General features: G+C 57.8%; 15 protein-coding genes. 4 read left to right on the forward strand and 11 right to left on the reverse strand.

From position 1 onward, the window contains the following. The 11 genes from AC221Y_RS11460 to AC221Y_RS11510 form a co-directional block, all read right to left on the reverse strand. On the reverse strand, positions 1-204 hold a 204-nt coding region (locus AC221Y_RS11460), incomplete at its 3' end, for an FAD-dependent oxidoreductase (protein WP_486707351.1). Between the two features lie 107 nt (positions 205-311). Beyond that, a complete protein-coding gene (locus AC221Y_RS11465) occupies positions 312-998 on the reverse strand; it encodes an alpha/beta fold hydrolase (RefSeq protein WP_299750094.1) in 687 nt (228 codons plus the stop codon). Continuing rightward, the gene (locus tag AC221Y_RS11470) at positions 995-2,116 is read right to left on the reverse strand and encodes a cobalamin-independent methionine synthase II family protein (RefSeq protein ID WP_486707352.1); all 1,122 of its coding nucleotides are present in this window, start codon (positions 2,114-2,116) and stop codon (positions 995-997) included. Before AC221Y_RS11470 ends, AC221Y_RS11465 begins: the two co-directional genes overlap by 4 nt. 176 nt (positions 2,117-2,292) lie before the next feature. Beyond that, the gene (locus AC221Y_RS11475) at positions 2,293-3,243 is read right to left on the reverse strand and encodes a cupin domain-containing protein (RefSeq protein ID WP_486707353.1); all 951 of its coding nucleotides are present in this window, start codon (positions 3,241-3,243) and stop codon (positions 2,293-2,295) included. A gap of 127 nt (positions 3,244-3,370) precedes the next feature. Next, positions 3,371-4,339, reverse strand: a complete 969-nt coding sequence (locus AC221Y_RS11480; protein WP_299750106.1) for a nuclear transport factor 2 family protein — start codon at positions 4,337-4,339, stop codon at positions 3,371-3,373. Continuing rightward, a complete protein-coding gene (locus AC221Y_RS11485) occupies positions 4,336-5,358 on the reverse strand; it encodes a LacI family DNA-binding transcriptional regulator (protein ID WP_299750109.1) in 1,023 nt (340 codons plus the stop codon). Before AC221Y_RS11485 ends, AC221Y_RS11480 begins: the two co-directional genes overlap by 4 nt. Next, positions 5,358-6,122 (reverse strand): SDR family NAD(P)-dependent oxidoreductase, encoded by a 765-nt coding sequence (locus AC221Y_RS11490; protein ID WP_299750110.1) that lies wholly within the window; start codon positions 6,120-6,122, stop codon positions 5,358-5,360. Before AC221Y_RS11490 ends, AC221Y_RS11485 begins: the two co-directional genes overlap by 1 nt. Further along, positions 6,119-6,778 (reverse strand): hypothetical protein, encoded by a 660-nt coding sequence (locus AC221Y_RS11495; RefSeq protein ID WP_299750113.1) that lies wholly within the window; start codon positions 6,776-6,778, stop codon positions 6,119-6,121. The genes AC221Y_RS11490 and AC221Y_RS11495 overlap by 4 nt, the downstream gene beginning before the upstream one ends. 4 nt (positions 6,779-6,782) lie before the next feature. Next, entirely contained in the window at positions 6,783-8,093 is a 1,311-nt protein-coding gene (hisD, locus tag AC221Y_RS11500; protein WP_486707354.1) for a histidinol dehydrogenase, read from the reverse strand. Positions 8,094-8,114: 21 nt separating this feature from the next. Next, the gene (locus tag AC221Y_RS11505; RefSeq protein ID WP_299750119.1) at positions 8,115-8,603 is read right to left on the reverse strand and encodes an ester cyclase; all 489 of its coding nucleotides are present in this window, start codon (positions 8,601-8,603) and stop codon (positions 8,115-8,117) included. Between the two features lie 86 nt (positions 8,604-8,689). Continuing rightward, a complete protein-coding gene (locus tag AC221Y_RS11510; RefSeq protein WP_299750122.1) occupies positions 8,690-9,736 on the reverse strand; it encodes an ABC transporter ATP-binding protein in 1,047 nt (348 codons plus the stop codon). 279 nt (positions 9,737-10,015) lie between these two features. Between AC221Y_RS11510 and AC221Y_RS11515 the strand changes: the two genes are divergently transcribed. From AC221Y_RS11515 to AC221Y_RS11530, 4 genes are all read left to right on the forward strand, one after another. Next, the gene (locus AC221Y_RS11515) at positions 10,016-11,251 is read left to right on the forward strand and encodes an ABC transporter substrate-binding protein (protein WP_299750125.1); all 1,236 of its coding nucleotides are present in this window, start codon (positions 10,016-10,018) and stop codon (positions 11,249-11,251) included. A 61-nt stretch (positions 11,252-11,312) separates the two neighbouring features. Next, on the forward strand, positions 11,313-12,341 hold the full coding sequence (locus AC221Y_RS11520; protein ID WP_299750128.1) for a carbohydrate ABC transporter permease: 1,029 nt from the start codon (positions 11,313-11,315) through the stop codon (positions 12,339-12,341). Between the two features lie 3 nt (positions 12,342-12,344). Beyond that, complete coding sequence (locus tag AC221Y_RS11525) at positions 12,345-13,226, forward strand: carbohydrate ABC transporter permease (protein ID WP_299750131.1); 882 nt, start codon at positions 12,345-12,347, stop codon at positions 13,224-13,226. 8 nt (positions 13,227-13,234) lie between these two features. Continuing rightward, positions 13,235-13,941: nuclear transport factor 2 family protein (locus AC221Y_RS11530; RefSeq protein WP_486707355.1), on the forward strand; the 707-nt coding region annotated here is incomplete at its 3' end.

The following is a 13,941-nucleotide window of genomic DNA, read 5'->3' on the forward strand; positions in this document are numbered from 1 at the left end:
AATGGTGTAGGCTTGCAGTGCAGCCATGTTGGGATCAGCATTAAGAGCGTGAAACCCGCCGGCCGCATGCCAGCTTGACCCCGCCGTCAGGACCTCGCGTTCCAACATGACAACATCGGTCCAGCCAAGTTTGGCAAGGTGATACAGGACCGAGCTGCCAACGACACCGCCGCCAATGACCACGACACGGTACTGAGATTTCATAGGGTGCCCCTCCCTTTGCGCGCATTTGAGATGAGCCTAAGAGGGAACCAGTCACCAAGACTGGACATTTCTGTCCAATACTATCCTGAAAGCGACATTTTGACCCGTCAGGCAAGCCAGTCCTGAAGAGCGCGTGTCGTTTCCTCAGGGCGTTCGAGGGTTGGCATGTGGCCCGCGTCGGCGATTTTCACAAGCCGCGCGTGCGGGGCGAGGCGATGCATCAGGTGGTGACGTTCGGGCGTACAAAGGCGGTCCTTTGCGCCGTAAAGGATCAGCGTTTTCGCCGGTGCACGCGCAAGGGCGCTTTGCAGATCGGGACGATCGCGCAGCGCAAGGGACTGAGCTTCAAAAATGTCTGTGCCAAGGCTTCGCGCCATGTCCATGCAGGTGTCGAGGATCCCTTTTTTACGGGGGCTTTCCACAAGATAGGCGGGCTTCAATTCGTCGCGCATGATTGTCCCGAGGCGACCCGCGTGGACATCGGCAATCTGACGCGTGCGGATGTCGTAGTTTGCAGGCGCATCCGCCAATGGCGTCGTGTCCATGAGGGCCAGGTGGGTAATACGGTCCGGAGCCTGACGCAAGATTTCAAGCGCGATGATGCCGCCCATGGAAAGGCCGCCGAGCGCGAACTGCCCCGATGTTTGGGCGAGGATTTCCGCCGCCATATCGTGGATTATCTTCTCCTTAGGAATCGCAACCGTGATCGCGCTCAATTCGCTTAACGCTCTGATTTGAGGTTCGAAAAGGCGGTCGTCACACATGAAACCCGGGATCAGGACAAGCGGTTTCATCCGGACGAATTGGCGCCTGTGGCCAGGCTGGTCAGCTTGGCCCATGCAATTTCAGGATCAACAGCGCCAAAGCCTGCGAATGTGCCAAAGCCGCAATCTGATCCGGCGATCACGCGGTCAGAACCGACGATTTCTGTAAATCGTTCAATGCGTTGACGGACAAGTTCCGGGTGTTCCACGAAATTTGTTGTGGTGTCGACAACGCCGGGGACGAGGATTTTGTCGTCCGGAATGTCGGATTTACGGTCGCGAAAGACGGTCCATTCGTGGCCGTGGCGCGGGTTGGAGGTTTCGAACAACACGTAACGTGCCTTGGCGGACATCAGTGTGTCGAACATTTTTGCCATGTCGATATCGCAGACGTGAGGGCCCTCGTAATTTCCCCAGCAGATATGGATGCGCACTTTTTCCGCAGGCACGTCGGAAAGCGCGTGATTGAGTGCCTCGACATGGGACTGAGCGATTTTCACAAACTCATCATCCGACAAATCGGTAAACAACATATGTCGCGAGAGCGCGAGGTCGGGGCAGTCAAGTTGCAAATCAAGCCCCGAGGCGACGATGGTTTCGTATTCGGCCTTCATCGCTTCGGCGAGGGCCGCAAGATAGGCCTCACGCGTCTTGTAGTAATCGTTTTGCAAAAACAGGGAGATAACGCCTGGAGACGCGGCGTTCATAAAGCCACGATCGACACCGTGGGTGGCCATCGCGCCTTTCAGATTGGCGATGTCTTTGTCCAACTCACCTTGCCCTTTTGACGTGACTTCGCCCACGCACATGGGGCGCGCGTACTTGGGTGTGCCGCCGTCATTTGCGAGGCGTTTGAGATAAGTTGGATACAGTTTTAAGTCTGCGGGGGCGTTTCTGGGACTGTCGCCATCGAAGCCGGTGTAGCGGTCTTTGACGTATGTTGCGTAGGAAATTTTCGAGGTTTCGCCGTCGCTGACGATGTCGATGCCGGCCTCTTTCTGGCGGCGAACAAGCATGTCGACGTGGTCGGCCATGACTTTGTCGAAGGTAGTGTAATCGTAAGGTTCTTTGCGTTCACGGGCGAAGATTTGATCGACGACGTCCTGGCTGCGTGGAAGGCTTCCGACGTGGGTGGACAGGATGGTCATGGGGCAGTTCTCCGGGTCAATTTGGCTATGTCGGTGCAACGTCGGTTTAACGTCGGTATCGCGTCGGTGCTGGCGTTCTTTATGTTCAGGGTTTGCTTACGTTTTGCTGTCAAAGTGCGGGATACTCGCGAAAAGGATTGGTCTGTTTGACCGAACGTAGTGGCGAAGGTTGAAGACTAGGGTCTCCATGTAAGGCCCGCAGCATCGGTGGTGGATCGGATGCGATAAAGGCTGGCTTCCCCCGTCATCGACGGGGCGAGATGGAGATTTGCGCCAGGCTTCACAAGGCAGGTATCGCCGGGAGCGAGGGTATTGGTGTCCCCATTAACATCGGCGCGCCAATGGCCGCGTACGGGCATCAGGACCTCGTTGGTCGCGACTTTGTATGGCGCGTCAGGGAGGGACCCGCGTGTGAGGAACTCGACTTCGAAGCCGGGCTTGTCGCGCAGCATCGCGTTTTCGCCAATGACTTTCGCAGGTTGCTTGTCCGCCAGAGCCATCATGTCCCAATAGCGCGCGACGTAGTGCGGCACGACATCGAGAGTTGTCGGCTCAGGGAAGGCGGCCAGTTCCGCGTCGCTTAGAAGTGGCATGGGCTGCACGCCGGCGGGCAGGCTTTGGCCTTTCTTGGTGTCGTAGAGTTTGCCCTTTTCGGACAAGACCAGGCCGTGGTCGGCAGCGTCGGTGATGACTTGCGGCGCCCAGATGACCCCTCCGCCGGCGTCGTCACCGCCAAGGATCGCCATGATCATTCCGTAGTCGGTACCGATGTTTTCAAAGCCGCGAAAAATGCCGGTCGGGATGTTTATGATGTCACCCTCTTCCAGTGTTACTTCGCCCGCATTGCCCCAGCGACCCCAGAAGAACCGCCAGCGCCCTTTGGCGACGAAGAAGACTTCTGCGGTGCGGTGGGAGTGGAGCGAGTTTCGGCATTTTGGCGGTTGCCCCGCCGCGCCGATATTGAAGCCGATGGGGTCAGCGATGTGGACGTGTTGATCCGGGCTTTCCGACACGCCGCCGCCGATGATTGTGAAGTTTTCCTTCTGGTTCGAGCCCGGCGTATGGGCGTCGATGAAGGCAGTTTTGCACGGTTGAAGTTCGCCGTAACGGACAATTTGCGCAGTCATATCAAGTTTTCCTTGTCGGCGAGTTGGGCGGGGAGCTGATCGGTTTCGTGGGCCACTTTGCGCATGCGGGGGCCAAGCATTTCTTCGACTTCAGCTTCGGTGAACATATGTGCCACGTGGTTATCCATCAGCCTTGGGCCATCAGGATCTGCTTCCAGATCGCGATCTCATCGTAAAGCGTGAATTCGCGACGCAGGCCCCAGGGGCCGAATTCTGCGTGGGACATGCCGAAGACGTGGACGTGTGCGCCGGTGGGTTTGCCAAATGTGCCCCAGCCGTCGTGAATGCCGTCAAGCGACCAACGGATCGCCGCGCGCGGGCTAAGCATATCGCCGTCCATGCCGATCTGGTGGTTGATGGTGAAAGTGGCCGCGGGGAAAGATGATCTGAGGCCAACCCAGAACTTCACCATCTCGTCACGGCCAATGGCGGTTTGTGCGCCCGCGTATTCGCCGATGGCGGCGCGGTCGTAGTCGTTCACGATGTGGTTGAAATCGTGGTCCATAATGCGGCTCAACGTTGCGGCGTATTTTGCGCCCCATTCGTTTGCATTGCCGCGACCTTTATAGTCACCCTCGATGTCGGAATCCAGAGTGAAGGGTTTGCTCGCTTTGTCTGCGCCACCCTCGCTTTCGATGATTTGGGCAGAGTAATCGCGCGGGTCCATGCCCATTTGACGGACCATTCCGCCGTAGTCGCGCACCAGCCATTCATCGTAGATTGTGTCGTTTTTTGCCGCACAGTCGGCGATGACGCGGACGACCCAGTGTTTGCCGGTGGCGGCTCCGAATTGGCCGTCGCGGGTGTGGGTGGCTTTGGTCAGCAGGCGGTGCGAGGACAAAAGCCCGTGCTCGGGGTCGTCGGAATAGATGACGTCTTCGCCCAATAATTCGCGGTCGGGAAATTCGTTAATTGTCGCCATGGTCGAGGCGATGACGGCCTGGTTGCCGCGCTGAACACCCATGGGCGAACGCACGGGGATGTCTTTGGCATAGTAGTCGTGAAGCGTGGCAATGCCGCGGTCTTCCCAGATCTCTTTGGTGATGCCGATGATGTAGTCTGGAAAATCTTTCCAGCGGTTCGAGAAGCCTTTCATCGCGTCCATCCTGTGGGTTTTCGGGCCGAGCCGCGCACGATGAGCGGTCCTTCGATTTCGGTTTTCTGTCCGGGGCGGTCGACGGAATCAATTTCGCCCAGAAGCGTTTCGATGGTGGCGTCGACCATACGATTGACCGGTTGGCGCACGGTTGTGAGGTCGTAAGCCCCCCACGATGCAAGCGGCACATCATCGTAGCCGACGATTGAAACGTCACCGGGAATGGACAGGCCAAGGTCGCTGCGGATCGCATCCATGACGGCAAATGCCATGTGATCGTTGCCGACAAAGATTGCATCGGGCGGTTCGGGTAGCGTCATAAGCTGGCGCGCCGCTTCGGCGGCGGTGTCGCGATTGTACATGCCGTCGATGAGATGCGTGGGTTCCGATCCGTGGGAGGCAAGGCCTTCGATCAGCCCGCGTTGACGGTCGCGACCTGTGGAGGACCCGGACCAGCCTGCGATGTGGGCGACGCGTTTATGGCCACCTGCGACAAGGAAATCGGCGACCTTGCGGCCTCCATCGAAGTTGGCGGAGGTGACTGTGGACAACCCCGAGCCGTCTTGTCCCCGGTTGAAAAGGACCACCGGAATGCCTGCATCTGCGCAGCGCTCGGCAAGATCTCCGTTTACCGCGACGCTGGCGGCGACGATACCGTCGACTTGATAGTCAAGAAGTTCCTGCACGATCTCTTCAACGCCATCGGTTGAGTTTTTCGCCATGAAAACAAGGATATGGTAGCCGCGTTCCTGCAAAGCGGCAGAGAGGCGTTCAAGTGCAACCGGGTAAAACTGATTGTCGAGGTAGGCGACCAACAGGCCGATAATGCGGCTTTTGCCGGTGATCATGGCGCGTGCGATGGGGTTGGGACGATAGCCGAGTTCCAGCGCGGCTTTCTTGACTTTGGCGGCTGTGGTCGGACTTGCCGAGGCGCCCGGCGTGAAGACACGGCTGACGGCGGATTGGCTGACGCCTGCAAGGCGCGCCACATCAAGGGAGGTGATTTTGCCCTGTGCCATCAGTCTGCGGTCCAGCCCCCGTCGATTAAAAGCGAGGTTCCGGTAACAAGCGAGGATGCTTCAGACGCGAGGTAAGTGACCGCGCCCATGATATCACTGACTTCGCCTATGCGGCCCAGTTTGATCTTTTCTTCGATCCACGCGACGCGCTCGGGGTTGTCGAAGGTTTGTTCGGTAAGAGGGGTCCGGATGAAGGTCGGGCAGATGGTGTTGACGCGAATGCCACGCTTGCCCCATTCGATCGCCATCGATTTGGTGAAGCCTTCGACGGCGTGTTTTGTGGCGCAATAAACCGCGCGATCGATGCCGCCGACATGCGCCATCTGGCTGGAGATGTTGATCAGGCTGCCGGGTTTTTGCGCCTCGATAAGACCGCGCGCGACGGCGCATGTTAGGAAATAAGCGCCTTTGACGTTCAGGTCCGACACGGCGTCGTAGTCTTGCGGCGTTGTATCAAGAGCGGGCGTATGACGGGCAAGACCGGCGGAATTCACAAGGATGTCGAAGGGTCCGTTGGTAGATAGGGCCGTATCCGTCGCGGCGATGTCGGCCACATCCAGCGGCAGGATATCGACGCTGAAACCTTCCGCGCCCATCTTGTCAGCGAGCGCCTGAAGCGGCGCTTCGCGGCGGGCAGCAAGCGTGACGTGGGCCCCGGCTTCGGCGAGGGCAACGGCGCAGCCTGTGCCGATACCGGATGAAGCCCCGGCGACCAGCGCGCGCTTGCCATCAAGGCGGAAGGAAGGTGTTTTGGGTAGGGTCACATCGAGGCCTTTGGGTATGCGATGCCGCGAAGCGGCGGGAAGTCGGCGTAGCGTGGTTTTCGGGTTGCCGCGTCCTCGGGCGGTATTTTTCCGTCGGCGTATAGCTTTCCCTTCGGGGCCACGTAACTCAGGATAGAGCGCTCGGGCGCTTCGCGCCATGTCACATTGAAGGCCGCGAGTTTCGGGAAGAAATATAACTGGTGGTAGTCGAGATGGTCGTGGATCCACCATGCGAGGTCGCACCAGTCACGGCCCTTCCCAAACTGATCGGCGAACCATGGAACGGCGATGCAGGCAGTGGCGCCCATGCGCCCCGCTGCATCGCGCCGGTCCCAGATGTGGCCGGCATAGTTCAGTTCGTTGCGCGAACACTTCTGTGGTTTCACATCTGTCGCGCCAAAGTGGTTGAGGTCAGGCGAGCGGTAGGACGACCTGATGTGTACCGGACCGAAGGTCTCGCACAGCGGGTCGAGAATTTCGGCGCAGAGTTTGGTGCCCGCTGCAATCGCAAGGTCCGGGTCTTCGGGGATATTGGGTTTGCCGTAGAAATTACCGATCTCGGAATAGAGAAAATCGCGCATGAAGAAGTGCGGCGAGAGCCGTACCCGGCCCAAATCCTCCAGTCCTGTGTAAGTTCCGGGTTTGCGTTTTGCCATGTTTCTACTCGGCTGCGGTCCCGTAGGCGACGTTCTTGCCGCCGTACCGCCGCACGCGAATGTTGCATTGTTCGGCGTGGCCCACAAACCCTTCAAGCATACAAAGACGCGAGCCATATTCGCCGATCACTGTGGCGGCCTCGTCTGTAGTGATGCGCTGATAACTATGTGTTTTCAGGAATTTACCGACCCACAGACCGCCCGTGTAGCGGCCCGCCTTTTTGGTTGGCAGAGTGTGGTTCGTGCCGATGACTTTGTCGCCGTTGGCGACATTGGTGCGGGGGCCGAGGAACAATGCACCGTAGCTGTGCATGTGTTCGAGGAACCAATCATCGCGGTCGGTCATGATCTGCACGTGTTCCGAGGCAATGTCATTGGCGACGACCAGCATCTCGTCGTAGGTGTCGCAGACGATCACCTCGCCGTAGTCGTTCCACGAGGTGCGCGCTGTTTCCGCTGTGGGTAGGATCGCGAGGATGCGGTCGATTTCCGCAAGTGTTTCGATTGCGAGTTTTCGGGAATTGGTGAGCAAAACGGCGGGAGAATTGTAGCCGTGCTCGGCCTGGCCGAGAAGATCGGTGGCACAAAGCTCGGCGTCGACGGTGGTGTCGGCGATCACCATGGTTTCGGTGGGGCCTGCGAAAAGGTCGATGCCGACGCTGCCGTAAAGCTGGCGTTTGGCTTCGGCGACGAAGACGTTGCCGGGACCGACGAGCATGTGGACGGGATCTATTGTTTCAGTGCCAATCGCCATGGCGCCGACGGCTTGCATGCCTCCAAGGACGAATATTTCGTGCGCGCCGCCCATATGCATGGCCGCGACGATGGCCGGGTGCGGCTCGCCTTTTTGCGGCGGGGCCGAGGCGACGATGCGGGGCACGCCGGCGACGGACGCGGTCAGCACGGACATGTGGGCCGAGGCCACCATCGGGAATTTGCCGCCGGGGACGTAGCAGCCAACGGATTGCACGGGGATGTTTTTGTGCCCCAAAATCACGCCGGGGAGCGTTTCAATTTCGATGTCGGTCATCGAGGCGCGTTGGGCTTCGGCAAAGGTGCGGATTTGCGTTTGGGCGAATTTGATGTCGTCCATATCGCGCGCGCTGACCTTTTGCATGGCCGCGTCAATTTCGGATTGTGTGAGGCGGAAGCTTGGCGGTTCATATCGGTCAAATTTGGAAGACAGGTCGCGAATGGCGGCGTCACCGCGCGTTTCGATGTCTTTCAGCGTCGTCTCGACGACAGCGCGGACGCGTGCGTCATCTTCGGCCCGTTCGCTTTCAGGCTTGCCGGATTTGAGTTGGGTGATGGTCATGCGCTTTGTCCTGACTTTGGATCAATGTTCTGGTGTTGGCGGTGTTTTGTCGCCGCTATCGTAATGCTCCCAGCCTTCCCCATCAAAGACGTCGTGGCCTAACTGCATAAGAACGCTTGCGAAATCGACTGACACGGGATTGTCGACGATGCGGCCGTCTTCGACTCGCCAGAAATCCATGTAAGGGATCTTGACGCGCTTGCCGGTCGCAGGAATGCCCATAAAGGTGCCGGAATGCGTGGCTTCAATATGGCCGAAACAGGCGGCCCATTCACCGTCAGCCATGAACTTTTCGGTCTTGTAGTCGCGGTCGGTGAAGGCTGCGCGAATAGGGAGTTGCCAGTTTTTCCGGAAAGCGTCGACGCCTTCTTTGGTGCCGCTCCCCTGATTGCCACGCCACAGGAAGTCCTCGTGGAAGTACTGCGTCATGTCGTTTTCGCCAGCGGCGAGGCCGTCTTCCATGCGGCGCACTGCGGCAAGGGTTTCGGCGGATTTGGCGTCGTGGGTCATGAGGCGTCCTTAGAAATGCAGAGGTCGATCAGCGCCACAGACGGCAAAGCCCGTCGCGCCAGCGCATCGGGGATGCGTTTCGTGCTTTATTCGAACCGCTCGCCGGATGTGGCGTCGAAGAGGTGGCAGATGCTTGCCGGAATATCAGCGCTCACCGGATCGCCAATTTCGGCGCGGTAGTCCTTATGCGCTTTGACCGAAACCATCGCGCCGCCCGCTTTGACAGTGACCATCGTCGCATCGCCCAGAAGTTCGAGCGAATAGATCGGCGCGCTTATGGCCCCTGTGTCAGCAAGCCCTGCGTCTTCGGCACGGTAGCCGAGCGTGATAGGGCCATTGTGATGTGTCGGCAGACCTTCGATGCGGACGTTTTTGCCTTCAAAAACGCCGTTCGTAAGGCTGCCTTCCATCAGGTTCATTGCCGGATTGCCGATGAAGCTTGCGACGAAGGTATTGGCGGGTTTGTCGTAGATATCGGTCGGGGTGCCGAGCTGCTGGACGATGCCGCGCGACATGACAACGACGCGGTCGGCAAGCGTCATAGCTTCAATCTGATCGTGCGTCACGTAGACGGTTGTGACCTTCAATTCGTGGCTGAGGTTTTTGATCTGCGCGCGCGTCGAGACACGTAATTTTGCGTCCAGGTTCGAGAGCGGTTCATCCATCAAAAAGACGTTGGGCTGGCGCACGATTGCGCGGGCTAAGGCAACGCGCTGGCGCTGGCCACCGGACAATTCGGAGGGGCGTCGGTGCAGGAATTCGGTAAGCTCAACCATTTCTGCCGCGCGCATCACGGCGTCATTGTGGGTGGCGGGGTCAATTTTACGGACTTTCAGCGGGAAGCGGATGTTCTCGTAGACGTCCAAGTTCGGGTAAAGCGCGTAGCTTTGGAACACCATGGCGACATCGCGATCTTTCGGATCAAGATCGTTGACGCGCTTGCCGTCGATCAGGATATCGCCCGCGCTGGGGTCTTCAAGACCGGCGATCATGCGCATCGTCGTTGTCTTGCCGCAGCCCGATGGCCCAAGCAGAACGAGAAACTCACGATCAGCAATTGTCAGGTCGAAATTGGCAACGCCAATAAAATCACCCCAACGCTTAGAAATGTTGCGAAGCTGGACCTCGGCCATGGCGTATCCCCTGTTCAATACTTGCGGATTGCATACGCATGCAAGCGTAAGTCCGATTCTAGAGTCTACGCAATACTTAATATTTTATGATGCATTTTGTTTTGCTATCGCAATATTTCTCTTGCGTTGAGGCCCAATGATGCCGTGTAATTGCAATCGTATGCAATAGGCTTGCGATTCGCTTCGCTTGCTTTGCACTATGCGCGAGGCGACACCTATGTCGTCCGAAATAATAGGCCCCTCGCATGAAGGGGCGGAGAAACAGGGGGTCTTTTGACCATGAACTTTTTCAAGACAACCGCGGCGTCCGCAGCCATCGTGCTGATAGGATCAACCGCATATGCCGACTGCGGCTTGTCGGGCGGCAACGTGAATATCCTTGGCAACGAATTTGGCGCCATTCAGGCGTTGGTTGCAGGTGCCAAGGAATGTGCAAATGGCTCGGTCACGGTAGAATCCAACCTGACAACAGAACACCGCGACATTCAGGTCGCCGCGATGACGGCAAACCCGGCGCAGTACACAGCGGCCATCGTTGCGAACTCGTCGATTGTGCCTTTGCTGAACGAAGGTCTGGTCCGCCCCTTGGATGATCTGATCGCCAAGCACGGCGCTGGCATCAAGAAAAACCAGATGATCTCTATCGACGGCAAGGTCATGGCGATCGCCTTTATGGCAAACGCACAGCACCTTTTCGTGCGTCAGGACATCCTTGATCAGGCAGGTGTCGCAGTCCCGACGTCTTATGAAGAAGTCGTTACGGCTGGTCAGGCAATCAAAGATGCCGGGATCATGGAGCATCCATTTGCGATGAACTCGAAGACAGGCTGGAACCTTGGTGAAGAGTTCGTGAACATGTACATCGGTACGGGTGCGGACTTCTTTAAGCCCGGAACGGCCGAGCCTGCGATCAACAACGAAAGCGGCGTTCTTGCGCTTAACACATTGAAGGCGTTGGCTGATTTGTCGAACCCTGATTTCCTGACGTTTGATTCCAACGCCACACAGGCGCTTTGGGAAGCAGGCGACGTTGCCATCGGTCAGCTTTGGGGATCACGCGCAACAGGCATGCTGGACGATGAAGGGTCAAACGAAGCGATTGTCTCGAATACGATTCTGGTGTCGGCGCCAACGGTTGGCGGCGGCGAAACACCTGCCTCGACGCTTTGGTGGGACGGCTTCACAATCGCGACCAACATCAGCGACGAGGACGCCGAGGCGACCTTTGTGGCCATGGTGAACGGCATGCGCCCTGAGGTCGTTGCGGCAAACAACGACGAAGCGGTTTGGCTTGCAGACGGATTTACCCCCGGTCCGGCGGCTGCGGGTGTGTTTGCGACGGCAAGCGGCGGCGCGCGCCCCTATCCGATGATCCCATTCATGGGTCTGTTGCATTCGGCACTGGGCGATGAACTGTCGGACTTCCTGCAGGGCAATGAAAGCGCCGAACAAGCGCTGTCTGACGTCGAAGCGGCGTATACGGCCGCTGCAAAGGAACAGGGCTTTCTCCAGTAAAACCTAAATGCCGGGGCGGAATTTTTCGCCCCGGCCCCACTGGACCCTTGGGGGCTGTCAGATGCCGCATAGAACATTCTTTTGGTTCATTTTACCGTCACTGGCTGCGATGTTTTTGTTCATCGCCCTGCCGATTGTGTCGGTCGCGTTTCAGTCCCTTTACATCGAACATGAACAAGTCCTGATCGAGGTCGAAAACTGCGGCCCCTTCGGATGCGAGAACGAGACCGTGGTCGACGCTGAGGCGTCAGCGGCGATCCGCGACGCGGAGCCACTTGGACGCTTTAACGGGCTTGGAACTTATTTTGATCGCGGCCATTTGGCGGCCGCTGAGATAAGCGAAGCATGGGCCAGCCGAGACAGTTTCGGCGGCTTTATGTCCGAGGTCATGAACCTGCCGTTCTATCGAGCTTTGGTCTTCACGCTGACCTATACCTTTGTTTGCACGCCGCTGATTATCCTTTTGGGGCTGGCGATAGCTTTGGGCGTGAACGGGTTGCCGAAGATGCTGAAGGGACCGACGATCTTCGTGTCGCTTCTGCCGATGATCATCACCCCGCTGATTGGATCGCTTATCCTGTTTTGGATGATCGACGCAGAAGGGGTAATCGGGAAGACCTTGCAGGTATTGTTTGACGACCCGAAATTGTCATTGAAAGCCTCCTCGACGCTGACGTGGATCACACTGATCGTTTATGGTGTCTGGAGTTCGGCACCGTTTGCCTTCGTCGTCTTTTATGCCGGGTTGCAGACCGTGCCCGAGGACACGCTGGAGGCCGCGATGGTCGACGGGGCCAGTCGTTGGGAGCGTGTGCGTTACGTGGTGGTGCCGCATCTGATGCCGCTGGTCGTGTTCATCACGCTTATTCAGCTGATGGACAATTTCCGGGTGTTTGAACCCATCGTTGGCTTTTCGGCTTCGGCGAATGCGACATCTCTTAGCTACATCATATTCGCCGATCTGCGTGGTGACATTGCGCGGTTCAACTCAGCCGCGGCGACATCGATGCTGACGATCATCGGAGTGTCGATCCTGTTGACGCCGGTGCTGATCCGCACATGGCGCGACTTTAACCGGAAGGGGGCCTGATCCATGGCATCCCTTGCACAAAAACGGTCTCCGGCGCTGGCGGTTCTTGCGACGAGCTTCGTGATTCTTTGGGTTGTTGTGGCGTCTTTCCCGTTCCTGTGGACCCTTTGGGGGTCATTCAAGGTGCAGGGAGATTTCTTCTCGAAAGCCGACTGGACGAACGCGCTTTGGGGCACCCGCACCATCATTGAAACGGGCGATGCGTTTACAAATCAGGCTTATTCCGGCGCGTGGATCGATCAGGAATTTTGGCGTGCGACCTTGAACACGTTTACGGTCGTGTTCTTCACGGTGATCATCTCGCTAACCTTCGGCACGCTAGGTGGTTATGCCCTTGCGCGGTCCGGGTTTCGGTATGCGTTCTGGTTGTTGATGATTGCGCTGGTGTTTCGGGCCATGCCGCATATCACGCTTGTATCAGGGTATCTGCTGCCGTTCTTTGAATGGAACGTCTGGGGGCATCTGCCGACGTCGATCATCGTCCTGGTGGCGATCAATCAGCCGTTCACACTGTGGATGCTACATTCGTTTTTCCTCAATATCCCGAAAGACCTTGACGAAAGCGCCATGGTTGACGGCTGCACGCGGTTTCAGGCGTTTCGCTACGTGATCATTCCGGTGATGTGGCCGGGAGTGATTACGACGGGGCTGTTCAGTTTCCTTCTTGCCTACAACGACTTTGCGGTGACGGCGATGCTGTTGAGCCAGGAAAATCAGACGATGGTGCCCAAGATTGCAAGCTTCCTTGGGTCGACGTTTGAGGAAGGCAATGTGATGTTTGCGGTGGCTGCGGTTGTATCTGCGACGGCGCCTTTGTTTGTACTGATCTTGTTCTTCCAGCGCCAGATCGTCAGTGGTCTGACAGCGGGTGCAGTTAAAGGTTAAGTCAGAACATGTCCGGATTTCAGGCCGAGAAGGCCGTTGTGCTAGCGCAGTATGAGGCGTTGTCTGGGGCGACGTCAGAAGATGTTGGCAGTGTCCTCGCCGCGCGCGTGGCCGAAGCGTGGGATTGGCGGGGCGTTCATCCGTTTAATGCGCAAACCGGGGCGGCGGCAGTGGCCGATACGTTCTGGGAGCCGTTTTTGGCGGCGTTTTCGCAGGTGCAGCGGCGGCAGGATATATTCTTTGCCGGACTGAACGAAATGGACGGTTTCAAGGGGGTCTGGGTAGTGTCGATGGGCCACTTGATGGGGCTGTTTGATGCGCCTTGGCTGGGCATCAAGCCGACGCGCAAAATGGCATTTTTGCGCTATGCCGAGTTCAACCGGGTTGAAGATGGTCGCATCGTTGAGACGGCGTTTTTCTGCGACATGCCGCATTTGATGACCCAAGCCGGGCAGTCACCTTTCCCTCCTGCAACGGCGCAGCATCTGGTTCAACCCGGACCGATTTCACATGACGGGTTGTTGTTTGACGACGCACCCGCGGCGGAAGGCGAGGCTACTTTGGCAGCAATAAACGCGATGATCGGCGATCTTGGTACCTGGGGTTTGGGAATACCGCTTGAGGAAGAACTGGCGCGGACGTGGCACGACGACATGATCTGGTGGGGGCCGGAAGGGATCGGCGCCACCTACACGATCGAGCGCTATGCCAAGCA

The organism is Boseongicola sp. (assembly GCF_057460485.1).